Genomic DNA, 25,305 nt, shown 5'->3' on the forward strand with positions numbered 1-25,305 from the left:
CCGTTATTTCAGGATTTTTTCTCTTCAACCGACCGGGTTAACTGTGAAGTGATTCACATCCGCCGTGTCGATGGAGGCGCATTATAGGGAGTTCTCCGCAGCCCGCAACAGAAAAGTTGCAAAAAAATGACTGACTGCTGTATTCCCCAGCAAAACCCCGCCTTATACCCTTTTACGCACAGACTTATCCACAATTACAGCAAGATCCTGATGCGATCCTGCGAACTGAAAGAGAAGATCAACTATACTAGCGGCAAATATTCTTCTCCGCAGAGCTCCCCCTGATGAATACACAACGCCTGCCTCGCGACTGGCGCCTCCCTACGGCCGGATTGATGCTGCTGACCATCCTCTTCGCCGCTTTTACGCTGCATACGCATTGGAACGCCTTTATCCAGTGGTGCCTTGCCACGCAGATTACGCTGCACCGTTATCTGGTGATGTATCTACTGCAGCTTAATAACAACCAGTACAGCGGTGGATTATGGCTCTTAACAGGCGCTTTCTTTTATGGCGTCCTTCACGCCATCGGGCCGGGGCACGGGAAGTTCATCGTGACAACCTACCTGAGCACAAATAAGGAGAGCGAACTGGCCGCACGCACCGTTCCCTTTCTTGGCAGCCTGATGCAGGGCGTCAGCGCCATTCTGTTTGTCTTTATTCTGGCAGTAGGATTTAACCTCGCGTCAGGGGATATCAGCACCAGCCGCTGGTATGTCGAGAAGATAAGCGCCGTGCTGATTGGCGCGTTTGGTGCTTTCATCATTTACCAGGCGCTGAAAAGCCTGCGGCCTCAAAGAATGAGGATCTCAGCCATCACTCCCCTTCATCAGCACGATGAACACTGTGGCTGTGGTCATCACGGCGTGGGCGCAGATCTGACACAAGGTGACTGGAAAACGCGTCTGGGCGTTATTCTGGCGATTGGCGCACGTCCGTGCAGCGGTGCAATCATGATTCTGATGTTTTCGAACGCGCTGGGCATTGTCACCTGGGGAATGGCGGCCGTTATGACCATGTCTTTAGGTACGGCACTCGCTATTATGGGGCTATCACTGGCGGTTCGTTATGCCCGTGAACGCACGGTGGCATGGTTCGGGGGAGATAGCGCGTTCAGATGGCTGGTGCCGGCAGTTAAAATTGCCGGAGGTATCATCCTGATCCTGTTCGCGACCGTCCTGTTCCTGACCGTCATCCCCATTAGCGCCAACGGCGACTACATCGCCGCCGGATGCTAATAAAAGAAAACCCGCCAACGGCGGGTTTTTTATTACTCGTTAATGCGTGGATGTTGATCAACAAGACGGGAGCGTTTCTTCTGCAGCTCTTCAATCTCTGCGTCGATATCCTCAATTTTCTGCTCAACGTTATCGTAATGCTCGCGCAGGATTTCTTTCGCTTCCTGAATATCAGATGCCGCAGGCGTCGCCCCTTTCAGAGGACGGTTCGCCGTCTCCTTCATGGTCAGGCCGGTCGCCAGGCCGACTAGCGCAATAACCATCAGGTAGTAGGCAGGCATCATCAGGTTCTGCGTGCTTTCCACCAGAGAGGCGGCAAGCGTAGGCGTCAGGCCGGCAATCAGGACGGAGATGTTGAACGCCGCCGCCAGCGCACTATAACGAATGTGCGTCGGGAACATCGCAGGTAATGTGGATGCCATCACCCCGATAAAGCAGTTCAGGATCACCGCCAGCATCAGCAGACCCGCGAAAATCAGACCCAGCACGTTACTGTTGATCAGAATAAACGCCGGGATCGCCAGCGCGAACAGCGCTACGCTACCCAGGATGATAAACGGTCGACGGCCAAAGCGGTCGCTCAGCAGACCCATAATCGGCTGTACAAACAGCATACCCACCATGATGGCGATAATAATCAGTACGCCGTGATCTTCCGAGTAGTGCAGGTTATGCGACAGATAGCTCGGCATGTAGGTCAGCAGCATGTAGTAAGTGACGTTGGTGGAAATCACCAGACCAATACAGGTCAGCAGGCTGCGCCAGTGCTTTGTCGCAATCTCTTTAAAGGACACTTTCGGGCCGTCCTGCAACCCTTCGCGGTCGCCCTGCTCCAGTTTCTCAACGTGCTGCTGGAACGCAGGTGTCTCTTCCAGCGCATGTCGCAGGTAAAGACCGATAATACCCAGCGGGAGCGCGATAAAGAACGGGATACGCCAGCCCCAGTCGAGGAAGTTCTCCTCACCGACCACGGTTGAAATCAGAACCACGACGCCCGCACCCATCACAAACCCGGCAATCGAACCGAAGTCCAGCCAGCTGCCCATGAAGCCGCGCTTACGGTCAGGGGAATACTCCGCGACGAAGATCGACGCCCCGGTATACTCGCCCCCGACGGAGAAGCCCTGCGCCATCTTACAGAGCAACAGCAGAATAGGTGCCCAGATGCCGATCGTGGCATAGGACGGTATTAGGCCGATACAGAACGTACTGATCGACATAATGACAATGGTGATAGCGAGTATTTTCTGGCGACCGTATTTGTCACCGAGCATACCGAAGAACAGACCACCCAGCGGGCGGATCAGGAAAGGAACGGAGAATGTACCCAGCGCGGCAATCATCTGCAGGCTTGGGTCAGCACCGGGGAAGAACACTTTACCTAATGCATAGGCAACAAAGCCGTAAACACCGAAATCGAACCATTCCATCGCATTACCGAGCGAGGCGGCGGTGATCGCTTTACGCAGTTTAGCGTCATCAATAATGGTGACGTCGCGAAGCGTAATGGGTTTAACCTTTTTCCTTCTTAGCATAGCTTTCCTCGTAGACTTAGCCCTGTCCGTTCCACAGCCAACTCGCACTCTGTGAACCCGAGATCCGCTCCGTGCGAACCTCCATCTTCAAGCGTAGCAGGTTTACTTACATTGACGTTTTCCGTCGATACAACCGAACCTGTTGACGCCTGCCTGGGCAGTTAATGACCTTTTTACCCTACCAGCGTTTATATTTGTGATCAACTTCACACATATATTTATACTGCGTCAGGTGAAGACAGTTTTTGTCAACTTCCGCAAATAAGTACTTTCTCAACCTTCCAGAGCCCCCATTTTCGCCCTCATCTTTTTTCTTTTCCCAACAGAATAAAAAGCCATATTTTTTACAAGAGATTTACATAAATTTTCAGCTCTCACAACGCGCCGTAAAGTTTACATTCAATATGTGATGAAGATAACTAAAACACCGTTTTATTTTCATTGAATCAATATTCCATCGATCGCATGATAATTCCTGAAACATAGCGACGCATGTTTTCTGACGAGAGGAAACGAGAGCGCTAACTGAATTTCGGTGCAGGGTTATCACAAACCAATCATCAAGAGCACCCTTCATCAGATTGAATTTATTGATTTTTTTATTCGCACCTGCCGCTCACCATGAGAGGCGAAATTGTGAGGGTTAGAGATGAAGATTAAAGCCACGATAGAACGCATACCGGGGGGTATGATGCTGGTGCCGCTGGTACTCGGTGCTATTCTGAATACATTAGCACCTGAAACCGGGGCTTATTTTGGTGGTTTCACAAAGGGGATGATTACGGGTACCGTTCCCATCCTGGCGGTCTGGTTCTTTTGTATCGGCGCATCCATTAATTTGCGGGCAACCGGTACCGTATTACGCAAATCCGGAACGCTGGTGATAACCAAAATAGCGGTTGCCTGGGTGGTCGCAATGATATGCGCGATGTTCATTCCTGAAAATGGAATTCAGACCGGTTTCTTCGCCGGGTTATCCGTCCTGGCGATTGTCTCGGCGATGGACATGACCAACGGCGGGCTGTATGCCAGCCTGATGAACCAGTACGGAACCAAAGAGGAGTCCGGCGCGTTTGTTTTGATGTCTCTGGAGTCCGGCCCGCTCATGACGATGCTGATCCTGGGGTCCGCTGGCCTGGCTTCTTTTGAGCCCCATCATTTTGTCGGCGCGATCCTGCCATTCCTGATCGGCTTCGCGCTGGGCAATCTGGATCACGATCTGCGTGATTTCTTCAGCAAAGCCACGCCGGTGCTGATCCCATTCTTTGGCTTTGCGCTGGGTAACACCATCAACCTGAACGTGATTCTGGATACGGGACTGCTGGGGATTGTGCTGGGTGTCGCGGTTATCATCATCACCGGTATTCCGCTGATCATTGCTGACCGCGTAATCGGGGGAGGAAACGGCACGGCGGGCGTCGCCGCCTCTTCAGCCGCAGGCGCTGCCGTTGCAAACCCGGTGATTATCGCCCAGATTAACCCGGCCTTCGAACCGGTGGCCGCGTCCGCGACGGCACTGGTTGCCGCCAGCGTGATTGTCACCGCAATCCTGGTGCCCATCATCACGGCGCTATACGCGAAACGCTACGGAAATGTGCAAGAGATCCCGCCTGAACCGAAACCGATAGAAATGAATCACTAACACACCGCGCCAGCCATCCTCTCTCCCCTGGGGGGAGAGGGTCAGGATGAGGGGTTCAACCAAAAATCTCTTCCACCATTGCATCCACCAGCCGTTTTGCCGAACACAGCCTCGGCATACCCAGCGCGACGGTCTGCCAGTTTTGCGTCACTGACCAACTCACCGGGTGTATATCCGCCTGACACCAGTCGCCCAGCCAGCCCAGCATGTCTTTGTGATCGATTAAACCCGCAGAAGCGGGTGTGGTCAGCCATTGATGATAGAAATGGCGCGTTGTGGGAGACGCATTGATGCCCTGCGCGAGGTAGTTGGCGGCCATGCTGCGTAAATTATCCTTGAGCATTGCCGACACATCGTTGTTCGCCAGACGGCAGGCATCGCCAAATGCTCCCCAGCGCAGCTCTTCCAGAACAATGAAGCAGCGCCCGGCCAAAGACCAGCCATCATAGTGACCGGCTCGCCAGCGGGTGAAAATTTGTTCACTGTGCTCGCCCGCCTGTACCGTCAGTCCACGCTGGGTCAGCGCCTTTTCTTTATAGGCGGCACGTTGGGTAAAATGAGAGGAGAGCTCCGCATACTGTTCAAGCAGGCCGGGAGATGGCTGAGCGCGCAGGTGAGCCTGCTGGCACAGTGCAGTCAGTTTATCGGCCATCAGCGTCAGCGCAAGATGGCCTGGATCCAACATGCCGGCGAGTTTTTCCGCCAGCCCCAGGCGCAGGGCCGCGTTCTCGTTAAGCATTCCCGCCATCGCCCAGGGCCGTAGCCGGGTATGCGTCATGATCTCCTGAGTCAAACGTTCACGAAACTGCAGCTGCTGCGGCCCCAGATGGGGATGGCGCGCCGCGTCCACGCCCTGCACAAGATCGACCATAAACCTGGGATGAATACACTCCAGCGTCCGCCCGGGACCGTCCAGTAGCTGTGTTGTCATGGTTGCTCTGCTGCGAATAGAGTTTGAATGTCATCGCGTAACAGTCGGGTGTCTTCCTGAATCCACGTCGCAGTCGTAATGCTTTGCTTCAACAGCTGGCTGAGCGCTCGGGTTGAATGCTCATTTTGTTGACGCACTGCGAGGCTATCACGCAAGCTTTCCTGTAACCCGGTCAGGCATAACGAAAATTCTGCAAAGAACGTCGCCATTCCGGCCGTAACAGAGACATCGACCTGCGCGGACAAAGCTTTACGTATTTGTTCACAAAACTGATCAATATGTTGCTTAAATTTGTCATGCAGTTGCGCAATGTCGATAACATAGTGCGTGCGCGTGACCACGTACTCATCCCAGCCCCAGCCCGGATTATTGAGCCAACGCGAAACGGTTTCACGCATACTGCTCCCGGCGGAAAGTTGACCTGCCGGGCGGTTATCCTGTGCAATGGCATCGTTAAACAGTGCCCGCGTATTGAAGTCAAGCTGGTTTGCCTGAAAAGCGGGGAAGCTGATCCGCGCCCGGAAGCCGGCATGGCTCAGATGCTCTTTTATACGCGTTTCAATGGGGCGGATAGCGTCATTCAGCGAGCGCGCCAGCGTAGATTCCAGCTGATCGAAGCGTAACGCCAGCTCCCGGGCGATTTTTGCCTGCGCATCCAGCATGATGAGTTCACAGGAGGAGCGAATTTTACTCAGGACGATCTGCGCCTGACCTTCATCATCCAGAACCAGCGGTTCCCGCTCTTGCAGTTCGTCACTGCGGCGATTCAGTCGCTCAATGCCTGCCAAAGCAAGAATATTTTGACGGCTGAAAACATGGCCCACTGCCTGGTGAAGCGCCGATTTTTCGGCCTCCATAAAGTCCGCAGTCGCGTTCAGCGCCTGGTCAACTTCATGTTTCACCTCATCGCTCACCGCGCTCTGGCGCGTCTGCAGCTGCGCCATATCCTCTTCAAGACGCGCGATGTTCAGTTCCAGCCCCTCAAAGGCCACCGTCAGCCCCTGATAGCGGAAGTCGAGATACTCCCGGGCATTTTGCGCGTAGTTGAGCAGCTTATGCGAGGCCGAGCGCAGCGCGAATAGCGAGGCATTGGCATAGGCGGCGTAAATCAGTTTGCGTATCGGCTGTTCAAACAGCGAATCTTCCCAGAGCAAATCGGCTGCGTGACGGATATGGTTTATATCGTCCAGGTCCGCCGAACGCCAGCGGCGTCCGAGTGCGGCTTCGGCAAAATCCTGCACCCAGGGCTGCTCCTGATGATCCGGCAGGCGTCCACGGGCATTCATCTCGTTGCGGGCGCGGTTTGCCAGATACGCCCACATAGAGGAAACAGGGTAGATCTGGCCAGGCGAAATAGTGCCTTTCATTAAGGTACCGGAGATCATCGCCCTGACCTGCTCTTCATCGTCGCTATTGCGATCCTTCTGGTCGAATTTATTCACCAGCGCATACAGAGGCACTGATTTCCCCGCAACCGAAATAGCCTGACGGACCTCTTCATCAGAAATAGATTTAAGCTGGGTATAATCCATCACCGCCAGCACCGCCGACGCGCGGGCTAGCTGTTCGCTAAGCATTTTTTGCAGATGCGGTTGTCCGGCCTCATTGGGGCCGGGGGTATCGAGCAGCGTCAGTTGCCCGAGGTGCGCATCCAAACCCGCAAGATGCACGAACTCCACTTCAATCACCGGAATATGTTCGATGGCCGCGTATTCGGAGAACGGAAACGCCACGCCCAGCGCCTGGGAGAGCCTCACCAGGTCATTGAGACTTTTCAGGCAATGAAATATTGGCTGCGCCCCGAGATGATGCTTTTCAAAGGCCTCGCCTTTCTCAATACGCTCCAGCAGCGTATTCATGTCCTTATCAATTTCCAGTTGCAGAGCCAGCTTGCCGCGATCGTAATCGCCAAGCTTTTTCTGCAGCAGGTGAATCAAATCATCAATAGGAGAGACATGTGAGAAGTGGAGCACCGGCTCTTTTTGGCCTGGCGTATGACGGATCAGCGTAGGCAGCGCCGTCATTGGGCGGTTGCGGTTCGGCAACACTTCGGTACCCACAATGGCATTAATGGTGGTCGATTTCCCCGCTTTCATCGTGCCAACGATAGCCAGAACCATTTCCAGACGTGTTATTTTGCGTAATTCATTATTCAGCGTTGCCTGCTGCGCTTCGACGCCTCGCGCACTAAAATGCAAAGGCAGCACGTTGTTCTTTTCACCTGTAATAGCAGCCGTCGTGCTCTCCAGCTTCGCTGTCGGCATTGATTTCAGGGTATCGAGATTTTGCAGGGCAAGCTGTAACAAACGCTCAGCTTCCTGACTTAATTCAAAAATGGTCTGTGTGTGCATGATAAAAGCCTTTCCTTAACGCAAATTTATTACTTTTATTAAGCCACTTGTATTAATTATGATGTTCAGGCTTATATGATCACGTGTGGAAAACATGTTCACCAAAATATAACTAATTGAAGATAATCAGAAATAAATGGCTATCCCTGCATGGCGTGTAAAGCTCTCCTCAAGGCCTGAAAGCCAAAAGATAAAAAGCCTGGCCCATTTTAAGAAGCTTCAGGATATATCATCATTATTTACCCACCTAAAAAGAGAGGGATAGGCCGCCAACATAAGAAATGCATGGCAGTAAAGTTCGAAGATAAATAACAATGCGTTGCTTCACCTTATCCGAAATGAAGGTGCGTAGCAATTTGCCGCAATAAAATATTCGATATATTTAGCGACTTCTCTTTCCACCGTGTTAATGACGTTAGCATCGCTTAGCTGACTGACAGTAAGTGTCACTCGCAACACATTTTCTGCGTTTTTTAAATTCACAATAGCACCGACAAAAGTGTGGATTTGCGTTATACTTGCCGCCTTTTTCGGCACTCTGCCGTCATTTAGCTGGCACTTTCCAGCGCGTTAACACTTTTGAGGATACCGACATGCAACTCCCACACTGCCCAAAATGCAATTCTGAATACACATACGAAGATAATGGCATGTTCATCTGCCCGGAATGTGCACACGAATGGAATGATGCCGAGCCAGCGCAGGACGCTGATGCGCTGGTCGTCAAAGATGCCAACGGTAATCTGCTGGCGGATGGCGACAGCGTCACCGTGGTGAAAGATCTTAAGGTGAAAGGTAGCTCTTCCATGCTGAAGATCGGCACCAAAGTGAAGAATATCCGTCTGGTGGAAGGCGATCATAATATCGATTGTAAAATTGACGGCTTCGGTCCGATGAAACTGAAATCCGAGTTCGTGAAAAAGAACTGATTTACCCGCCCGGTAGCGCTTCGCTTACCGGGCTTTCGGGAACTACACTTAACGGGCTTTTCTTACGTGAGGTAAAGATTATGCCGTTAAGTCCCTACATCTCTTTTGCCGGCAACTGTGCAGAGGCTACCGCCTTCTATCAGCAGGCCGTCGGCGCAGAACTCCTCTATAAAATCACCTTCGGCGAAATGCCAAAAAGCGATAACAGCGAAGAAGGCTGTCCGTCCGGCATGCAGTTTCCGGATTCGGCTATCGCTCACTCCAACGTTCGCATTGCGGGCAGCGATATCATGATGAGCGACGGGCTGCCGCCGGGCAGCAGCGCACAGTACGCGGGCTTCACGCTGGTGCTCGACACGCAGGATGTGTCAGAAGGCAAGCGCTGGTTCGACAACCTTGCCGATGGCGGGAATATCGACATGGCCTGGCAGGAAACCTTCTGGGCGCACGGCTTCGGTAAGGTCACCGACAAGTACGGCGTGCCGTGGATGATTAACGTCGTTAAGCAGCAGCACTAATTTTCGGGCGGTGGGCGGTCTGCCTCCGCCTGTCATCAAACTCCCCTCAACTCTTCAAACTCCCGCAACCTGCACTTAACCCAAATGTCATATTGATGCGCCAGCATGAGGCCACATTTATCGTGAGGCCCAGCACATGCACACTGTCATCCGCGTCGAGAAACTGAGCAAGACCTTCAATCACAACAAGGCGCTGCATGCCGTTGATCTGAGCGTCCAGCAGGGCGAAATGGTGGCGCTGCTGGGGCCGTCCGGTTCAGGAAAATCCACCCTTCTGCGTCACTTAAGCGGCCTTATTACCTGCGATAAAACGCCGGAAAGCCGCGTCGAGCTGCTGGGTAACACCGTGCAGCATGCGGGCCGTCTGGCGAGCGATATTCGCAAAAGCCGCGCCCGGACGGGCTATATCTTTCAGCAGTTCAACCTGGTGAACCGCCTGACGGTGCTGGAGAACGTGCTGATTGGCGCGCTCGGCAGCACCCCGTTCTGGCGCACCTGCCTGCGCTGGTTCTCCCCATCACAGAAGCAGGAAGCGTTACAGGCGCTGACCCGCGTCGGCATGGCGCACTTCGCCCACCAGCGCGTGTCCACGCTGTCCGGCGGGCAGCAGCAGCGCGTCGCTATCGCCCGCGCCCTGATGCAGAAAGCCAAAATCATTCTGGCCGATGAGCCCATCGCCTCGCTGGATCCGGAGTCGGCCCGCATCGTGTTGGAAACCCTGCGCGACATCAACCAGAACGACGGCATCACCGTGGTGGTGACGCTGCATCAGGTGGATTACGCCCTGCGCTACTGCGAGCGCATCGTCGCCCTGCGTCAGGGACACGTGTTCTTCGATGGCGCCAGCCACCAGTTTGATAACGAACGTTTTGACCATCTCTACCGCAGCGTAAACCGCGTCGAAGAACGCGCGCAGGCTGCTTAACGCCCCGATAACGAGGAATGGAAATGAACTACAAAGCCGTTGCCGCGCTGGCCTTCACCAGCATGTTCAGCATCAGCACCCTGTTAAGTCCGGCGTACGCCGAAGAGCAGGAAAAAGCGTTGAACTTTGGCATCATTTCAACGGAATCACAGCAAAACCTGAAGCCGCAGTGGGAACCGTTCCTGAAAGATATGGAAACCAAACTGGGGATCAAAGTGAACGCCTTCTTCGCCCCGGACTACGCGGGCATCATTCAGGGGATGCGCTTTAACAAAGTGGACATCGCCTGGTACGGCAACCTTTCCGCCATGGAAGCGGTGGACCGCGCCAACGGTCAGGTCTTTGCCCAGACCGTTGCGGCAGATGGTTCTCCAGGATACTGGAGCGTGCTGATCGTCAACAAAGACAGCCCGATCAACAACCTCAACGACATGATCGCCAAACGCAAAGATCTGACCTTTGGCAACGGCGATCCGAACTCCACCTCCGGCTTCCTCGTCCCTGGCTACTACGTCTTCGCGAAAAACAACATCTCCGCCAGCGACTTTAAGCGCACCGTCAACGCCAGCCACGAAACCAACGCGCTGGCCGTGGCGAACAAGCAGGTGGACGTTGCCACCAATAACACCGAAAACCTCGACAAGCTGAAAACCTCCGCGCCGGACAAGCTGAAAGAGCTGAAGGTCATCTGGAAATCCCCGCTGATCCCCGGCGACCCGATCGTCTGGCGCAAAAACCTCTCCGAAAGCACCAAGGACAAGGTCTACGACTTCTTTATGAACTACGGCAAAACGCCGGAAGAGAAAGCGGTTCTGGAACGTCTGGGCTGGGCACCGTTCCGCGCGTCCAGCGATCTGCAGCTGGTCCCGATTCGCCAGCTGGCGCTGTTTAAGCAGATGCAGGCCGCGAAGGACAACAAAGGGCTGAAGGAAGAGGAGAAGACCAGCAAAGTCTCTGAAATCCAGGCCCAGCTGGAAGACCTCGACCGCCTGACCGCCGCGCTGGGTGCGATGACGAGCGTGAATAAAGCGGTGCAGTAACACAAGTCCCCTCTCCCTTGAGGGAGAGGGAGAACAGATTAAGGAGCCAACATGCAAACCATCACCCTCCCGCCGCCGAAGCGCAGCTGGTTCTCGCTCATAAGCTGGGCCATCCTGCTGGCGGTACTCGTTATCTCCTGGAAGGGCGCGGAGATGGATCCGCTGCTGCTCTTCAAAGATTCCGGCAACATGGCGACCTTCGCCGCCGACTTCTTCCCGCCGGATTTCAGCCAGTGGCAGGACTACCTCAGCGAAATGGCCATCACCCTGCAAATCGCCGTCTGGGGCACCGCCCTCGCCGTCGTTCTCTCCATTCCGTTCGGCCTGATGAGCGCCGAAAACATCGTACCGTGGTGGGTTTACCAGCCGATGCGTCGCCTGATGGACGCCTGTCGCGCCACCAACGAAATGGTCTTTGCGATGCTGTTCGTGGTCGCCGTTGGCCTGGGTCCGTTCGCCGGCGTGATGGCGCTGTTCATCCACACCACCGGCGTGCTCTCCAAGCTGCTCTCGGAAGCGGTCGAAGCCATCGAGCCCGGCCCGGTGGAAGGTATTCGCGCAACCGGCGCCAACAAAATCGAAGAGATCCTCTACGGCGTCCTGCCGCAGGTGATGCCGCTGCTGATCTCCTACTCCCTATACCGCTTCGAGTCCAACGTTCGCTCCGCCACCGTGGTCGGTATGGTGGGCGCAGGCGGGATTGGCGTCACCCTGTGGGAAGCGATTCGCGGTTTCCAGTTCCAGCAAACCTGCGCTCTGATGGTGCTCATCATCGTCACCGTCAGCCTGCTGGATTTCCTCTCTCAACGCTTGCGTAAGCACTTCATCTGATTAGCGAGGCTTTGATTGGTATGCACTTATCCAGACATCCGACCAGTTACCCTACCCGCTGGCAAGAGATTGCGGCCAGGCTCGAAGTGGAGCTGCGTACACATTACCGCTGCGGAGACTACCTGCCCGCCGAGCAGCAGCTTGCCGACCGCTACGAGGTGAACCGCCACACTCTGCGCCGCGCCATTGACCAGCTGGTGGAGCGCGGCTGGGTCCAGCGCCGTCAGGGCGTCGGCGTGCTGGTGCTGATGCGCCCGTTTGACTACCCGCTCAACGCCCAGGCGCGTTTTAGCCAGAATCTGCTTGATCAGGGTAGCCATCCAACCAGCGAAAAGCTGCTCTCGGTACTGCGCCCGGCCTCCCGCCACGTGGCGGATGCGCTCGGGATTCAGGAGGGTGACAACGTCGTACACCTGCGCACGTTGCGCCGGGTCAACGGCGTGGCGGTCTGCCAGATCGACCACTACTTCGCGGACCTCACCCTCTGGCCAGTGCTGCAACATTTCGCCAGCGGTTCCCTGCATGATTTCCTTCAGGACGCGACGGGTATCGCGCTCAAACGCACCCAGACGCGCATCAGCGCCCGCCGTGCACAGGCGAAAGAGAGCAAGGTGCTGGAGATCCCCAACATGGCCCCGCTGCTCTGCGTGCGCACCCTCAACCACCGTGACGGCGAGATCAACGCGACGGAATACTCCGTCAGCCTGACCCGCGCCGACATGATTGAATTCACCATGGAGCACTGAATGCACTTCGACACCTCCACCCGACAGCGCTGGATGCGCGTGCTGGCCCATAGCCAGCCTGCTGCGCTGGCCGCCCGCATGAACGCACTCGGCCTGACGCCGGACTACGACACGATCCGCGCGCCGGAGATCGGCCTGGTGCAGGTCCAGGCACGCATGGGCGGCACCGGCGAGCGCTTCTTCGCCGGCGATGCCACCCTCACCCGCGCGGCTATCCGCCTTAACAGCGGCACGCTGGGTTATAGCTACGTACTTGGGCGAGACAAAACGCACGCCGAGCGCTGCGCGGTGATCGACGCGCTTTTACAGGAACACCCGCATTTCCAGACGTTAATGGAAACCCTTATTGCCCCGCTGGAAGCCGACCGCGCCGCACGCCTTGCCGCGCGTCAGGCCGAAGTGAACACCAGCCGGGTCGACTTCTTTACGCTCGTTCGCGGAGACAACGCATGACGCTTCAACCTGCTTTTACCCTGGCCGTCCAGGATGCCCAACAGAGTTTCCGTCGCCTGCTGAAGGCCATGAGCGAGCCGGGGGTGATTGTTTCCTTGCACCAGCTCTCGCAGGGCTGGCTGCCGCTGAACCTCGCCTCTACCAGCGTGCTGCTGACGCTGGCGGACAACGACACCCCGGTATGGCTGTCAGGCGCATTGCTGAACGATATCGCCAGCCAGAACCTGCGCTTTCACACCAGCGCGCCGCTGGTCGATCAGCCCCAGCAGGCGGTCTTTGCCGTGGCCGACGAACAGATCAGCCATGAACAGCTTAACGCCCTGAGCGAAGGCAGCGCCGTCGCACCGGAAACCAGCGCCACGCTGATTTTGCAGGTCTCCAGCCTGAGCGGTGGCCGCATGCTTCGCCTGACGGGCGCAGGCATCGCCGACGAGCGGATGGTCGCGCCCCAGCTACCGGAGTGCATCATCCATGAGCTGACCGAGCGCCCGCACCCGTTCCCGCTCGGCATTGACCTGATCCTGACCTGCGGCGAGCGCCTGCTGGCAATCCCGCGGACTACCCACGTGGAGGTGTGCTGATGTACGTTGCCGTCAAAGGAGGCGAAAAGGCGATCGCCGCCGCTCATGCCTTACAGGAGCACAGACGCCGGGGCGATGAACAGCTTCCCGAGCTGAGCGTCGCCCAGATTGAGCAACAGCTTAACCTCGCGGTTGACCGTGTGATGACCGAGGGCGGCGTTGCTGACCGCGAGCTTGCAGCGCTGGCGCTGAAGCAGGCCAGCGGCGATAACGTGGAAGCCATCTTCCTGCTGCGCGCCTGGCGCACCACCGTTCCCCGTCTGGCAGTCAGCGAGCCGGTGAACACGGCGGAAATGCGTTTAGAGCGCCGTATTTCAGCGGTGTACAAAGACATTCCCGGCGGCCAGCTGCTTGGCCCGACTTACGACTACACCCATCGTCTGTTGGACTTCACGCTGCTGGCGAACGGCGAAGCCCCAACACTCAGCACTTCAGACGTCGAACAGGAACCGTCTCCGCACGTCTTCAGCCTGCTGGCAAACCAGGGGCTGGCGAAAGCGGAAGAAGACACTGGCGCCACGCCGGACGACGTCACCCGCACGCCGCCGGTCTACCCGTGCTCACGCTCGTCCCGCCTGCAACAGCTGATGCGCGGCGACGAAGGGTATCTGCTGGCGCTGGCCTACTCCACACAGCGCGGCTACGGGCGCAACCACCCGTTCGCGGCAGAGATCCGCAGCGGCTATCTCGACGTCGAAATCGTGCCGGAAGAGCTGGGTTTTGCGGTGAACGTCGGCGAACTGCTGATGACCGAGTGCGAAATGGTCAACGGTTTCGTCGCGCCAGAGAATGAAGACCCGCATTTTACCCGCGGCTACGGGCTGGTGTTTGGCCTCGGCGAGCGCAAAGCGATGGCGATGGCGCTGGTTGACCGCGCCCTGCAGGCGCCGGACTACGGCGAGCACATTGCCGGCCCGGCGCAGGACGAAGAGTTCGTGCTGGCCCACGCGGACAACGTCGAGGCCGCAGGTTTTGTCTCGCACCTCAAGCTGCCGCACTACGTCGATTTCCAGGCCGAACTGGAACTGCTGAAACGCCTGCAACGGGAGCGCGCCAATGGCTAACTTAAGCGGCTACAACTTTGCCTATCTGGATGAGCAAACTAAACGCATGATCCGCCGCGCCATTTTAAAAGCGGTGGCTATTCCGGGCTATCAGGTGCCGTTTGGTGGCCGTGAAATGCCGATGCCGTACGGCTGGGGCACGGGCGGCATTCAGATCACCGCCAGCGTGATTGGCGAAGCGGACGTGCTGAAGGTTATCGACCAGGGCGCGGACGATACCACCAACGCCGTGTCGATCCGCAACTTCTTTAAGCGCGTGACGGGCGTCAACACCACCGAAAAAACCGAAGACGCGACGCTGATCCAGACTCGCCACCGCATTCCGGAGACTCCGCTGACGGAAGATCAGATTCTGATTTTCCAGGTGCCGATCCCGGAGCCGCTGCGCTTTATCGAGCCGCGCGAAACCGAAACCCGCACCATGCACGCGCTGGAAGAGTACGGGATCATGCAGGTCAAACTGTATGAAGATATCGCCCGCTTCGGCCATATCGCCACCACCTACGCCTACCCGGTGAAGGTCAACGGGCGCTACGTCATGGACCCGTCGCCGATCCCAAAATTCGATAACCCGAAGATGGACATGATGCCTGCCCTGCAGCTCTTTGGTGCCGGACGTGAAAAACGCATCTACGCCGTACCGCCGTATACGCGTGTCGAAAGCCTGGATTTCGACGATCACCCGTTTACGGTGCAGGAGTGGGACGAGCCGTGCGCCATCTGCGGATCCAAACACAGCTATCTCGATGAAGTGGTGCTGGACGATACGGGCAAACGGATGTTTGTCTGCTCCGACACCGATTACTGCCGCCAACAGAGCGAGGCGAACGGCCAATGAAACCGCTGCTTTCGGTTAATAACCTGACCCACCTTTATGCGCCGGGAAAAGGCTTCAGCGACGTGTCGTTCGAGCTGTGGCCGGGCGAAGTGCTGGGCATTGTCGGCGAGTCCGGCTCCGGCAAAACCACCCTGCTGAAGTCCATCTCCGCGCGTCTGACGCCGCAACACGGCGAGATCCTGTATCAGGGACGCTCCCTCTACGACATAAGCGAGGCCGAGCGCCGTCGCCTGCTGCGCACCGAGTGGGGCGTGGTGCATCAGCACCCGATGGACGGCCTGCGCCGTCAGGTGTCGGCAGGAGGCAATATCGGCGAACGGCTGATGGCCACCGGCGCGCGCCACTACGGCAACATCCGCGCCACCGCACAGCACTGGCTGGAGGAGGTGGAGATCCCCGCCTCGCGTATTGACGACCTGCCTACCACCTTTTCCGGCGGTATGCAGCAGCGTTTGCAAATTGCCCGCAATCTGGTCACTCATCCAAAGCTGGTGTTTATGGATGAACCCACCGGCGGGCTGGACGTCTCCGTGCAGGCCCGCCTGCTCGACCTGCTGCGCGGCCTGGTGGTGGAGCTGAACCTGGCGGTGGTAATTGTCACCCACGATCTGGGCGTTGCGCGCCTGCTGGCGGATCGCCTGCTGGTGATGAAGCAGGGTCAGGTGGTGGAAAGTGGGCTGACCGACCGCGTGCTCGACGACCCGCATCATCCATACACCCAGCTGCTGGTGTCCTCGGTATTACAGAATTAAGAGGCCAACATGATCCACGTTGAAAATGTCAGTAAGACCTTTGTGCTCCACCAGCAAAATGGCGTGCGCCTGCCGGTGCTGCAAAACGCCTCGCTAGAGGTGAGTCAGGGTGAATGCGTGGTGCTGCACGGCCACTCCGGCAGCGGTAAATCGACCCTGCTGCGCTCCCTGTACGCCAACTATTTACCGGACGAAGGCCACATCCATATTCGCCATAACGAAGAGTGGGTCGATCTGGTTCAGGCCCCGGCGCGCAAGGTGCTGGAAGTGCGCCGCTCAACGATCGGCTGGGTTAGTCAGTTCCTGCGGGTGATCCCGCGGATCTCCGCCCTGGACGTGGTGATGCAACCCCTGCTGGATCTCGGCGTGCCGCGCGAAACCTGCGCCGCCAGGGCCGCCAGCCTGCTGACGCGCCTCAACGTGCCGGAGCGCCTGTGGCACCTCGCCCCGTCGACCTTTTCCGGCGGCGAGCAGCAGCGCGTGAATATCGCGCGCGGGTTTATCGTCGACTATCCGATTTTACTGCTGGATGAACCCACCGCCTCGCTCGACGCTAAAAACAGCGCAGCGGTGATAGCGCTGATCGAACAGGCCAAAGCGCGCGGGGCGGCGATCGTCGGGATCTTCCACGACGACGCCGTCCGCACCCGCGTGGCGGACAGGCTGCACCCGATGGGGACAAACGCATGATTATCAATAATGTCAGGCTGGTGCTGGAAAATGAGGTCGTGAAGGGTTCGGTTGAAATCCAGGACGGCGTCATCCGCGCCTTTGCCGAAACCCAAAGCCGTTCTCCAGAAGCGATGGACGGCGACGGCGGTTGGCTGCTGCCGGGGCTGATTGAGCTGCATACCGATAATCTGGATAAATTCTTCACCCCACGCCCGAAGGTGGACTGGCCCGCCCATTCGGCAATGAGCAGCCACGACGCGCTGATGGTCGCCAGCGGCATTACCACGGTGCTGGACGCGGTGGCGATCGGCGACGTGCGCGACGGCGGCGATCGTCTGGAAAATCTGGAAAAGATGATCAACGCCGTGGAGGAGACGCAAAAGCGCGGCCTCAACCGCGCCGAGCACCGCCTGCACCTGCGCTGCGAGCTGCCGCACCACACCACCCTGCCGCTGTTTGAAAAGCTGGTCGGGCGCGAGCCGGTCTCGCTGGTCTCCCTGATGGATCACTCCCCGGGACAGCGCCAGTTCGCCAACATTGAAAAGTACCGTGAATACTATCAGGGCAAGTATTCACTCAGCGATGCGGAGATGGCGCGCTATGAAGAAGAGCAACTGGCGCTTGCGGCACAATGGTCGCAGCCGAACCGTCTCTCCATTGCCGCGATGTGTCGGGACCGCAACATTGCGCTGGCCAGCCATGACGATGCCACTCACGATCACGTGCGCGAATCCCACCAGCTTGGCAGCGTGATCGCCGAATTTCCCACCACGTTCGAGGCGGCAGAGGCATCGCGCAAACACGGCATGAACGTGCTGATGGGCGCGCCGAACATCGTGCGCGGCGGATCGCACTCCGGCAACGTGGCGGCAAGCAAACTCGCTTCCCTCGGCCTGCTGGATATCCTCTCGTCTGACTACTACCCCGCCAGCCTGCTGGACGCGGCCTTCCGCGTTGCAGACGACGAGGACAACCGCTTTACGCTGCCGCAGGCGATTCGACTGGTGACGAAAAACCCGGCCAGCGCGCTCAACCTTCACGACCGCGGTGAGATTGCCGAAGGCAAACGGGCAGACCTGGTGCTGGCGCACCGCAAGGGCGAGCACGTTCATATCGACCACGTCTGGCGTCAGGGAAAAAGGGTGTTCTGATGGGAAGACTCATCTGGTTAATGGGCCCGTCCGGCTCGGGAAAAGACAGCCTGCTGTCGGTGTTACGGCAGCGGGAACATTCACAGCTGCTGGTGGCGCACCGCTACATTACCCGCGCGGCGAACGCTGGCAGTGAAAACCATATCGCCCTGAGCGAGCAGGAGTTTTTTACCCGCGCCGGGCAAAATCTGCTGGCGCTGAGCTGGCACGCGAACGGCTTTTATTACGGCGTCGGCATCGAGATCGACCTCTGGCTGCACGCGGGCTTCGACGTGCTGGTTAACGGCTCGCGCGCGCATCTGCCGCAGGCCAAAGCCCGGTACGAAGCGGCGCTGCTGCCGGTCTGTTTGCAGGTTTCTCCGGATATTCTGCGCAGCCGCCTGCAAAGCCGGGGGCGCGAAAATGCGCGTGAGATCGACCAGCGGCTGGAACGTGCGGCGCGCTACACTCCGTCGGGCTGTCACGTCCTCAATAACGACGGAAGTTTGCTACAGTCAGTCGAGACCTTTTTATCGCTTATTCGCCAGAAGGAGAGACAGCATGCCTGACTGCCAGCTTCGCCCCGCCACCGCCGACGACGCGCAAATCGTTTACGCTCTGATCTGCGAGCTTAAGCAGTGTGAATTTGACCATCAGGCGTTTCACGCCGGATTTCTGGCCAATCTGCAGGATCACAACATGCGCTACCAGCTTGCCGAGCTGGACGGAAAAGCTGTCGGCATGATCGGCCTGCACATGCAGTTTCACCTCCATCACGCCCGCTGGATCGGCGAGATCCAGGAACTTGTGGTGATGCCGCAGGCGCGCGGGTTAAAGATTGGCAGCCAGTTACTGGCATGGGCAGAAGACGTTGCGAGGCAGGCCGGTGCCGAGCTAACGGAGCTCTCCACCAGCGTGAAGCGCACGGACGCCCACCGCTTTTACGTTCGTGAGGGATATACGCAGAGCCATTTTCGCTTCACCAAACCGCTGTAGAGGTGCGTTATGAGTCTGACCATCACGTTAACGGGAACCGGAAGCGCCCAGCTGGTCCCGGTCTTTGGCTGCGACTGCGCGGCGTGTCGCAGGGCGCGTTTGCAGGACAACTATCGCCGTCGCCCCTGTAGCGCGGTGGTCAAATTCAACGATGCAGTCACCCTGCTGGATGCGGGCATTCCGCACCTGATGGACGACTGGCCGGCGGGAAGCTTCCAGCAGTTTTTGCTCACGCACTATCATATGGATCACGTCCAGGGGCTGTTCCCCCTGCGCTGGGGCGTGGGCGCAACCATCCCGGTCTACGGCCCGCCGGATGAAGCGGGCTGTGACGACCTGTTTAAACATCCCGGCATTCTGGATTTCAGCCACACGGTCGAGCCGTTCGTGATGTTTGAGCTGCAGGGACTGCGGGTCACGCCGCTGCCGCTCAACCATTCAAAACTGACCTTCGGGTATCTGCTGGAATCGGCCCATAGCCGCGTGGCGTGGCTTTCTGATACCGCCGGGCTGCCGGATAAAACGGTGAGGTTTCTGCTCAACAATCAGCCACAGGCGATAATCATCGACTGCAGCCATGAACCGCGTCCGGAGACACCGCGCAACCACAGTGATTTAAATACGGTGATGGCCCTGAACGAGGTGATTGGCTGTCCGCAGGTGATCCTGACGCACATTAGCCATCAGTTTGACGCATGGATGATGGATAACCCGCTGCCGGACGGCATTGAAGCGGGATATGACGGGATGGTACTGGTGCTGGATTAGGTTTTCTCCCTCTCCCGTGGGAGAGGGTTGGGGTGAGGGCAACAGGCCGCACTTAGCCGCGATCGTAATCGTCTTCCAACCTGCGCTCGTCCTCTTCTAACCGACGCCTGTCGTCGTCCAGCTGACGCTGACGCTCGTCTAAGCGGCGGCGTCTGTCTTCGAGCTGCCGACGACGATCGTCGTACTGTCGGCTGTCGATTTGACGGCTGCGGTCGTAACGATCGTCGTCATCGTCATTACGGCTGCTGCTGGGGTTGTAGGCATCGTTGATCGCCTGCTGAATGTTGCCAATGGCGTCATCAATCACATCGGCATGCGCCAGTTGGCTTGTGAGTGACAGCAGACCAAATAACAGAGCGGTAGAGTAACGTTTCATAAGGCCAGACTCGCAGGTGAACTGGCCTTACGGTAATGAATGGCTGGGAACCGGGGTAGCGGAGGATTCTCAAATTACCATCACCTTCCGCAGCGCCTGCGCCAGCTGCTGGCGGGTAAACGGCTTACGCAGTAACGGAACGTCCGGCAGTTGCGGGTTATGCGCCGGGCGCAAATCCTGCCCGCTGATCAGCAGCACCGGAAGCTGCGGATAATGGCTGCGCACATGGTTAATCACCTCGGCTCCGCTCAGGCTTCCGGGCAGCATCAGATCGCTGATAAACATGCCAATATCCGGCGACGCCGCCAGCATGTTCAGGGCCTGTTCGCCGCTGTCCGCTTCGAGCGTCAGGTAGCCAAGCTGATGCAGCTGTTCGCACAGGGTCTGGCGAACGTCCGCCTCATCTTCCAGCACCAGTACAAGCCGCTCGTTATCCACGGACGTTGTGGCAGCCAGCGCTTCATCCTCCGAAACGGCGGGCAGCGTCGAGCGCGGGAGGTGGAGCCGCACGGTCGTTCCTTGTCCCGGCGCGCTTTCGATCTCTACCCGCCCCCCGGACTGACGCACAAAACCGTACACCATCGACAGGCCCAGCCCGCTTCCGCTTCCGGTCTGCTTGGTGGTGAAGAACGGTTCAAAAACCCGGGATTTCACCTCCTGCGACATCCCGCTGCCGCGATCGATGACCTCCAGCGCTACCATATCCTGCCTGCGTCCGTCGCTGCGGGTCACGCGCTGGTTCCAGGTGCGAATTTTGATCGCCCCGCTCTGGCCTTCCATCGCATCCCGGGCGTTCATCACCAGGTTGATAATGGCGTTTTCCAGCTGGCTGACGTCAATCCACGCGGGCCATGCCGGGGTTTGCGCTTCAATCTCCAGGGTAAGCGTGGCGGGCAGCGAGTGGCGCATCAGTTCCCGAAGGTTTTCCAGCAGGGGCAGCATCTCTACTGCATGCGGCGTCAGGGACTGTTTGCGGGAAAACGCCAGCAGCCGCTGGGTCAGCAGCGCGCCGCGTTCGGCTGCCTTCAGCGCACGGGTAATGCGCGGCGCGTCGTTTGATTCGGGGTCTGTCAGCTCAAGGCTGCCGATAATTACCGCCAGCAGGTTGTTAAAATCATGCGCCAGCCCGCCGGTCAGCTGTCCGACGGCCTTCATCTTCTGGCTGTGCAGCAGCGCCTCTTCCAGCCCCTGACGCTCGATGCGGTCGATCTCCATCTGCGTGGTTTTCTCTTTCAGCAGACGTGTGGTGTGCTCAAGCGAGGCGGTGTTGCGGGCAAAAACGTTAAACGCGCGCGCCAGCTCGCCCAGCTCGTCGCGCCGCTGCAGCGCAGGAACAGAAACATCCTGTTCACCGTGGGCAAGTCGCGACATCGCCCGGGAGATGGCCGTCAGGTTGGAGCCCAGATTGCGGTAGATATACCAGCAGGCGCAGCCGGTGATGATCAGCGCCAGCACGGCGAAGATGCTGATAAACACGCTGATGGATTGCAACTCGTGATGGCTCTGGGCCGTGCGAAGCCGGGAAGCCTGCGCCACCTGCTCAACGTACTGATTAATATCGCTATTAAGGATCGCCACCAGCGCCTTAATGTGGAACATATACCAGCTGATGGACAGATCGCTCTCCTCCAGCTGCTTCGACAGCGGGGCAAGCTTGCGCAGCTCGGCGTTAAAATCGGGCAGAACGCCCTCCACGACCGGCTGTATGGCGCTTCGGGGCAGCGTGGCGGTCACGGCGTCCAGCTGCTGAACGGTAGCACGCGGCGAAGGTGTATCAATCGCGGCCGCGATCAGCCGATCCATCTCCATCAGCTGCCGCGCGTCCGGCACGTTGCTGCCGAAGCGACGGTTGATGTCCTGAAGATGGCGTAAATAGCTCTGGCTTTGATAGAGCGAGCTCAGCAGCGCGTTACGCTCAAGATGCCGCTTTTGCCCGCGCTCCAACATCCCCGTTACGCTTTGCTGTAATTCATTGCTTCTGCGAATAATCCGCGCCACCAGCGCCGGCTCCTGCTGCGCCAGCGGGGCATCCGCCAGCTGTTCCAGCGAGCGGCGCAGCGCCGTTTGCATCTGCTTCAGCCGCTCGGCCTCGCCTTTGTACTCCAGCGCCCCTACCACCTGCGAAAGCCGCACCGCCGCCGTTGCCACGTTGGCCGTGTCGCGCGCGAGGTTCATGCTCCCGGTCATGTCGTCCAGCGTTTGCTGTTGGACCTGCTCCTGGATCTGGCTGGCATGACGAAAGCCGAGCACCGCCACGCCGCTCACCATCAGCGTGACGGCGACCACCAGCAGGTTAAATATCAGCAGGCGACCGCGGGCGCTGGAGAAGAACGGGGGGCGTGAAGACATGTTGACTCCGTAACTGTGATCCACATTCGCTATTCATAACTATGACAAATATGAACAGCTTCTGACATTTTGCATTTACGCACCTGTGATGAAGTGCAGATATCGACATTCACAGGAGATCCGCCATGAGCAGAACCCCGGTTTTAGAGATGCGCCACATTGCCAAAACCTTTGGCAATTTCCACGCGCTCAAGGGCGTGGATTTGACGGTCTTCCCCGGTGAGATCCACGCGCTGATGGGGGAAAACGGCGCGGGAAAAAGCACGCTGATGAAGATCCTCGCGGGGGCCTATACCGCCACCGGCGGCGAGATCCTGATCGACGGCCAGCCGTTTCACATCAAAGGGCCGAAGGACGCGCTGGCCGCAGGCATTACCCTGATTTACCAGGAGATGCAGCTCGCCCCCAATCTGACCGTCGCGGAAAATATCTTCCTCGGCAGCGAGTTGTCGCGCGGCGGGCTGGTGCAGCGCAAGGAGATGGCCGCCCAGGCGCAGGCGGTGATTGACCGTCTCGGCGCGCAGTTCAGCGCCACCGACCTGGTGATGAAGCTGACCATCGCCGAGCAGCAGCAGGTGGAAATCGCCCGCGCGCTGCACCGCAACAGCCGCATCCTGGTGATGGACGAACCCACCGCCGCCCTCTCCTCCCGCGAAACCCACCGCCTGTTCGAACTGATTTTGCGCCTGCGCGATGAAGGGATGGCGATCATCTATATCAGCCACCGCATGGCGGAAGTGTATGAACTCTCTGACCGCGTGAGCGTTCTGCGCGACGGGCAGTACGTCGGCAGCCTGACGCGTGACAAGCTCAACGCCTCCGAGCTGGTAAAAATGATGGTGGGCCGCCCGCTCAGCGATCTGTTCAACAAAGAGCGCGATATCCCTCTCGGCAGCCCGCGTCTCAACGTGCACCACCTCACCGACGGTAAAAAAGTGCAGCCATGCAGCCTGCAGGTGCGCTCCGGTGAAATCGTCGGGCTGGCGGGGCTGGTCGGGGCCGGACGCTCCGAGCTGGCGCAGTTGATTTTCGGCGTGCGCAAGGCCACCGGCGGGATGATTGAGGTGGACGGCGAGCCGGTGGTGATCCACTCCCCGCGCGCGGCCATTGAAAACGGGATTGGTTTTCTCACCGAGAACCGCAAGGAGCAGGGGCTGTTTCTGGAGCTGGCGGCGCAGGAGAACATCACCATGGCGACGCTGGAGCGCGACGCCACCTTCGGCATGCTTAACCGCAAAAAAGCCCAGTCCATTTCCGATGATGCTATCGCCCTGCTTAACATCCGCGTGCCCCATTCTCAGGTGCGCGCGGGCGGGCTCTCCGGCGGCAACCAGCAAAAGCTGCTGATCTCCCGCTGGGTGGCGATTGGCCCGCGCATTCTGATTCTCGACGAACCCACGCGCGGGGTGGACGTCGGTGCCAAAAGCGAGATCTACCGCATCATGAACCAGATGGCGCGCAAGGGGGTGGCGATTCTGATGATCTCCAGCGAGCTGCCGGAAGTGGTAGGCATGAGCGACCGGGTGTACGTAATGCGGGAAGGCAGCATTGCGGGTGAACTGCACGGGCGCGACATCTCTCAGGAAAATATTATGACGCTGGCAACCGGCGTGAACGACACACATCATCAGGCGGTGCAATCATGACAACTCCAACCCATCCGCAGCAGGTGGCGAAATCCGCCTCCGCCAAAAAAATGCTGATGAGCGATCTGATGCAAACGGTCGGCATTTTGCCGATTTTAATCCTGATTGTGGCGGTGTTTGGCTTTATCGCCCCGAACTTCTTTACCGAAAGTAACCTGCTCAACATTACCCGTCAGGCGTCGATCAACATCGTGCTGGCGGCGGGAATGACCTTCATCATTCTGACCGGCGGGATTGACCTCTCCGTGGGCTCGATTCTCGGCACCACGGCGGTGGCGGCGATGGTGGTCTCGCTTATTCCTGAATTCGCGATGCTCTCCATTCCGGCGGCGCTGATGCTCGGCATGGTGCTGGGGCTGTTCAACGGCGCGCTGGTGGCCTTCGCCGGGCTGCCGCCGTTTATCGTCACGCTCGGCACCTATACGGCGCTGCGAGGCGCGGCGTATCTGCTGGCGGACGGCACCACGGTGATTAACTCCAACATCAGCTTCGAGTGGATCGGCAATAACTACCTCGGCCCGATTCCGTGGCTCGTAGTCATTGCCCTGGCGGTCATCGCTATCTGCTGGTTCATCCTGCGCCGCACCACGCTCGGCGTTCATATCTACGCGGTCGGCGGCAACATGCAGGCGGCGCGCTTAACCGGCATCAAAGTCTGGCTGGTGCTGCTTTTTGTCTACGGCATGAGCGGCCTGCTCTCCGGCCTCGGCGGGGTGATGAGCGCCTCGCGCCTCTACAGCGCCAACGGCAACCTCGGCACGGGTTACGAGTTGGATGCGATTGCGGCGGTGATCCTCGGCGGCACCAGCTTCGTCGGCGGGATCGGCACGATCACCGGCACGCTGGTGGGGGCGCTGATCATCGCCACCCTCAACAACGGCATGACGCTGATGGGCGTCTCCTACTTCTGGCAGCTGGTGATCAAAGGGGCGGTGATCATCATAGCGGTGCTGATCGACAAATACCGTACCCGACACCATCAAAGTGCATAACA

Annotated in this window: 25 protein-coding genes; 20 read left to right on the top strand and 5 right to left on the bottom strand. The window is 58.2% G+C overall.

The window, feature by feature from the left end; all coding sequences use genetic code 11:
- The first annotated feature begins 284 nt into the window (after window positions 1–284).
- Complete coding sequence (locus tag AC2FAJ_RS19110) at window positions 285–1,238, top strand: nickel/cobalt transporter (RefSeq protein ID WP_048957488.1); 954 nt, start codon at window positions 285–287, stop codon at window positions 1,236–1,238.
- A 32-nt stretch (window positions 1,239–1,270) separates the two neighbouring features.
- On the opposite strand, the gene proP is transcribed toward AC2FAJ_RS19110, so the two are convergent.
- Window positions 1,271–2,773, bottom strand: a complete 1,503-nt coding sequence (gene proP, locus AC2FAJ_RS19115; RefSeq protein WP_485454417.1) for a glycine betaine/L-proline transporter ProP — start codon at window positions 2,771–2,773, stop codon at window positions 1,271–1,273.
- Window positions 2,774–3,422: 649 nt separating this feature from the next.
- Between proP and kdgT the strand changes: the two genes are divergently transcribed.
- Window positions 3,423–4,415 carry a 2-keto-3-deoxygluconate transporter gene (gene kdgT / locus AC2FAJ_RS19120; RefSeq protein ID WP_028015220.1) on the top strand — a complete coding sequence of 331 codons (993 nt, stop codon included), beginning with the start codon at window positions 3,423–3,425 and terminating at the stop codon, window positions 4,413–4,415.
- Window positions 4,416–4,470: 55 nt separating this feature from the next.
- On the opposite strand, the gene AC2FAJ_RS19125 is transcribed toward kdgT, so the two are convergent.
- Both AC2FAJ_RS19125 and crfC read right to left on the bottom strand, forming a co-directional pair.
- On the bottom strand, window positions 4,471–5,346 hold the full coding sequence (locus AC2FAJ_RS19125; protein ID WP_028015219.1) for a diguanylate cyclase regulator RdcB family protein: 876 nt from the start codon (window positions 5,344–5,346) through the stop codon (window positions 4,471–4,473).
- Entirely contained in the window at window positions 5,343–7,697 is a 2,355-nt protein-coding gene (gene crfC, locus AC2FAJ_RS19130; protein WP_485454418.1) for a clamp-binding protein CrfC, read from the bottom strand. Before crfC ends, AC2FAJ_RS19125 begins: the two co-directional genes overlap by 4 nt.
- 593 nt (window positions 7,698–8,290) lie before the next feature.
- Between crfC and AC2FAJ_RS19135 the strand changes: the two genes are divergently transcribed.
- The 16 genes from AC2FAJ_RS19135 to phnP all read left to right on the top strand — a co-directional run bounded on the left by AC2FAJ_RS19135 (window position 8,291) and on the right by phnP (window position 19,940).
- A complete protein-coding gene (locus AC2FAJ_RS19135; protein ID WP_028015217.1) occupies window positions 8,291–8,626 on the top strand; it encodes a zinc ribbon domain-containing protein YjdM in 336 nt (111 codons plus the stop codon).
- 80 nt (window positions 8,627–8,706) lie between these two features.
- Entirely contained in the window at window positions 8,707–9,144 is a 438-nt protein-coding gene (gene yjdN, locus AC2FAJ_RS19140) for a VOC family metalloprotein YjdN (RefSeq protein WP_028015216.1), read from the top strand.
- Between the two features lie 136 nt (window positions 9,145–9,280).
- On the top strand, window positions 9,281–10,069 hold the full coding sequence (gene phnC / locus AC2FAJ_RS19145) for a phosphonate ABC transporter ATP-binding protein (protein ID WP_485454419.1): 789 nt from the start codon (window positions 9,281–9,283) through the stop codon (window positions 10,067–10,069).
- 23 nt (window positions 10,070–10,092) lie between these two features.
- Window positions 10,093–11,109 carry a phosphonate ABC transporter substrate-binding protein gene (gene phnD / locus AC2FAJ_RS19150; protein WP_485454420.1) on the top strand — a complete coding sequence of 339 codons (1,017 nt, stop codon included), beginning with the start codon at window positions 10,093–10,095 and terminating at the stop codon, window positions 11,107–11,109.
- A 51-nt stretch (window positions 11,110–11,160) separates the two neighbouring features.
- Window positions 11,161–11,940, top strand: a complete 780-nt coding sequence (phnE, locus tag AC2FAJ_RS19155; protein WP_485454421.1) for a phosphonate ABC transporter, permease protein PhnE — start codon at window positions 11,161–11,163, stop codon at window positions 11,938–11,940.
- 20 nt (window positions 11,941–11,960) lie between these two features.
- Window positions 11,961–12,686, top strand: a complete 726-nt coding sequence (gene phnF, locus AC2FAJ_RS19160) for a phosphonate metabolism transcriptional regulator PhnF (RefSeq protein WP_041911508.1) — start codon at window positions 11,961–11,963, stop codon at window positions 12,684–12,686.
- Window positions 12,687–13,139, top strand: coding sequence for a phosphonate C-P lyase system protein PhnG (phnG, locus tag AC2FAJ_RS19165; protein ID WP_485454422.1), 453 nt, complete (start codon window positions 12,687–12,689; stop codon window positions 13,137–13,139).
- Window positions 13,136–13,720, top strand: coding sequence for a phosphonate C-P lyase system protein PhnH (gene phnH, locus AC2FAJ_RS19170; RefSeq protein WP_045630769.1), 585 nt, complete (start codon window positions 13,136–13,138; stop codon window positions 13,718–13,720). The genes phnG and phnH overlap by 4 nt, the downstream gene beginning before the upstream one ends.
- Entirely contained in the window at window positions 13,720–14,784 is a 1,065-nt protein-coding gene (locus tag AC2FAJ_RS19175; protein WP_028015209.1) for a carbon-phosphorus lyase complex subunit, read from the top strand. The genes phnH and AC2FAJ_RS19175 overlap by 1 nt, the downstream gene beginning before the upstream one ends.
- Window positions 14,777–15,622 (top strand): alpha-D-ribose 1-methylphosphonate 5-phosphate C-P-lyase PhnJ, encoded by an 846-nt coding sequence (gene phnJ, locus AC2FAJ_RS19180; protein WP_041911512.1) that lies wholly within the window; start codon window positions 14,777–14,779, stop codon window positions 15,620–15,622. Before AC2FAJ_RS19175 ends, phnJ begins: the two co-directional genes overlap by 8 nt.
- Complete coding sequence (gene phnK / locus AC2FAJ_RS19185) at window positions 15,619–16,374, top strand: phosphonate C-P lyase system protein PhnK (RefSeq protein WP_045261067.1); 756 nt, start codon at window positions 15,619–15,621, stop codon at window positions 16,372–16,374. The genes phnJ and phnK overlap by 4 nt, the downstream gene beginning before the upstream one ends.
- 9 nt (window positions 16,375–16,383) lie before the next feature.
- Window positions 16,384–17,064 carry a phosphonate C-P lyase system protein PhnL gene (gene phnL, locus AC2FAJ_RS19190; protein ID WP_045630766.1) on the top strand — a complete coding sequence of 227 codons (681 nt, stop codon included), beginning with the start codon at window positions 16,384–16,386 and terminating at the stop codon, window positions 17,062–17,064.
- A complete protein-coding gene (gene phnM, locus AC2FAJ_RS19195) occupies window positions 17,061–18,197 on the top strand; it encodes an alpha-D-ribose 1-methylphosphonate 5-triphosphate diphosphatase (RefSeq protein ID WP_041911515.1) in 1,137 nt (378 codons plus the stop codon). The genes phnL and phnM overlap by 4 nt, the downstream gene beginning before the upstream one ends.
- Entirely contained in the window at window positions 18,194–18,745 is a 552-nt protein-coding gene (phnN, locus tag AC2FAJ_RS19200; protein WP_248113797.1) for a ribose 1,5-bisphosphokinase, read from the top strand. The genes phnM and phnN overlap by 4 nt, the downstream gene beginning before the upstream one ends.
- Window positions 18,738–19,172, top strand: coding sequence for an aminoalkylphosphonate N-acetyltransferase (gene phnO, locus AC2FAJ_RS19205; RefSeq protein ID WP_041911516.1), 435 nt, complete (start codon window positions 18,738–18,740; stop codon window positions 19,170–19,172). The genes phnN and phnO overlap by 8 nt, the downstream gene beginning before the upstream one ends.
- Before the next feature lie 9 nt (window positions 19,173–19,181).
- A complete protein-coding gene (phnP, locus tag AC2FAJ_RS19210) occupies window positions 19,182–19,940 on the top strand; it encodes a phosphonate metabolism protein PhnP (RefSeq protein WP_047362633.1) in 759 nt (252 codons plus the stop codon).
- Window positions 19,941–19,992: 52 nt separating this feature from the next.
- Here the strand turns inward: phnP and yjdP are convergent, their stop codons facing one another.
- Window positions 19,993–20,316 (bottom strand): DDRRRQL repeat protein YjdP, encoded by a 324-nt coding sequence (gene yjdP / locus AC2FAJ_RS19215; protein ID WP_047362632.1) that lies wholly within the window; start codon window positions 20,314–20,316, stop codon window positions 19,993–19,995.
- Between the two features lie 69 nt (window positions 20,317–20,385).
- Window positions 20,386–22,665, bottom strand: a complete 2,280-nt coding sequence (locus tag AC2FAJ_RS19220) for an ATP-binding protein (protein ID WP_041911518.1) — start codon at window positions 22,663–22,665, stop codon at window positions 20,386–20,388.
- Between the two features lie 125 nt (window positions 22,666–22,790).
- Between AC2FAJ_RS19220 and AC2FAJ_RS19225 the strand changes: the two genes are divergently transcribed.
- Complete coding sequence (locus AC2FAJ_RS19225) at window positions 22,791–24,311, top strand: sugar ABC transporter ATP-binding protein (protein WP_028015199.1); 1,521 nt, start codon at window positions 22,791–22,793, stop codon at window positions 24,309–24,311.
- Window positions 24,308–25,303, top strand: coding sequence for an ABC transporter permease subunit (locus AC2FAJ_RS19230; RefSeq protein ID WP_032662554.1), 996 nt, complete (start codon window positions 24,308–24,310; stop codon window positions 25,301–25,303). Before AC2FAJ_RS19225 ends, AC2FAJ_RS19230 begins: the two co-directional genes overlap by 4 nt.
- The last annotated feature ends 2 nt before the right edge of the window (window positions 25,304–25,305 follow it).

Source organism: Enterobacter cloacae complex sp. 385G4, from assembly GCF_057320665.1.

Coding starts and splice junctions, on each gene's coding strand:
- AC2FAJ_RS19175 (WP_028015209.1), top strand. CDS start 13,720: ATGTACGTTGCCGTCAAAGGAGGCGAAAAGGCGATCGCCGCCGCTCAT.
- yjdN (WP_028015216.1), top strand. CDS start 8,707: ATGCCGTTAAGTCCCTACATCTCTTTTGCCGGCAACTGTGCAGAGGCT.
- phnM (WP_041911515.1), top strand. CDS start 17,061: ATGATTATCAATAATGTCAGGCTGGTGCTGGAAAATGAGGTCGTGAAG.
- yjdP (WP_047362632.1), bottom strand. CDS start 20,316: ATGAAACGTTACTCTACCGCTCTGTTATTTGGTCTGCTGTCACTCACA.
- AC2FAJ_RS19110 (WP_048957488.1), top strand. CDS start 285: ATGAATACACAACGCCTGCCTCGCGACTGGCGCCTCCCTACGGCCGGA.
- AC2FAJ_RS19135 (WP_028015217.1), top strand. CDS start 8,291: ATGCAACTCCCACACTGCCCAAAATGCAATTCTGAATACACATACGAA.
- phnE (WP_485454421.1), top strand. CDS start 11,161: ATGCAAACCATCACCCTCCCGCCGCCGAAGCGCAGCTGGTTCTCGCTC.
- phnJ (WP_041911512.1), top strand. CDS start 14,777: ATGGCTAACTTAAGCGGCTACAACTTTGCCTATCTGGATGAGCAAACT.
- AC2FAJ_RS19220 (WP_041911518.1), bottom strand. CDS start 22,665: ATGTCTTCACGCCCCCCGTTCTTCTCCAGCGCCCGCGGTCGCCTGCTG.
- phnO (WP_041911516.1), top strand. CDS start 18,738: ATGCCTGACTGCCAGCTTCGCCCCGCCACCGCCGACGACGCGCAAATC.
- phnP (WP_047362633.1), top strand. CDS start 19,182: ATGAGTCTGACCATCACGTTAACGGGAACCGGAAGCGCCCAGCTGGTC.
- kdgT (WP_028015220.1), top strand. CDS start 3,423: ATGAAGATTAAAGCCACGATAGAACGCATACCGGGGGGTATGATGCTG.
- phnL (WP_045630766.1), top strand. CDS start 16,384: ATGATCCACGTTGAAAATGTCAGTAAGACCTTTGTGCTCCACCAGCAA.
- AC2FAJ_RS19225 (WP_028015199.1), top strand. CDS start 22,791: ATGAGCAGAACCCCGGTTTTAGAGATGCGCCACATTGCCAAAACCTTT.
- crfC (WP_485454418.1), bottom strand. CDS start 7,697: ATGCACACACAGACCATTTTTGAATTAAGTCAGGAAGCTGAGCGTTTG.
- phnG (WP_485454422.1), top strand. CDS start 12,687: ATGCACTTCGACACCTCCACCCGACAGCGCTGGATGCGCGTGCTGGCC.
- phnH (WP_045630769.1), top strand. CDS start 13,136: ATGACGCTTCAACCTGCTTTTACCCTGGCCGTCCAGGATGCCCAACAG.
- phnK (WP_045261067.1), top strand. CDS start 15,619: ATGAAACCGCTGCTTTCGGTTAATAACCTGACCCACCTTTATGCGCCG.
- proP (WP_485454417.1), bottom strand. CDS start 2,773: ATGCTAAGAAGGAAAAAGGTTAAACCCATTACGCTTCGCGACGTCACC.
- phnC (WP_485454419.1), top strand. CDS start 9,281: ATGCACACTGTCATCCGCGTCGAGAAACTGAGCAAGACCTTCAATCAC.
- phnF (WP_041911508.1), top strand. CDS start 11,961: ATGCACTTATCCAGACATCCGACCAGTTACCCTACCCGCTGGCAAGAG.
- AC2FAJ_RS19125 (WP_028015219.1), bottom strand. CDS start 5,346: ATGACAACACAGCTACTGGACGGTCCCGGGCGGACGCTGGAGTGTATT.
- phnD (WP_485454420.1), top strand. CDS start 10,093: ATGAACTACAAAGCCGTTGCCGCGCTGGCCTTCACCAGCATGTTCAGC.
- AC2FAJ_RS19230 (WP_032662554.1), top strand. CDS start 24,308: ATGACAACTCCAACCCATCCGCAGCAGGTGGCGAAATCCGCCTCCGCC.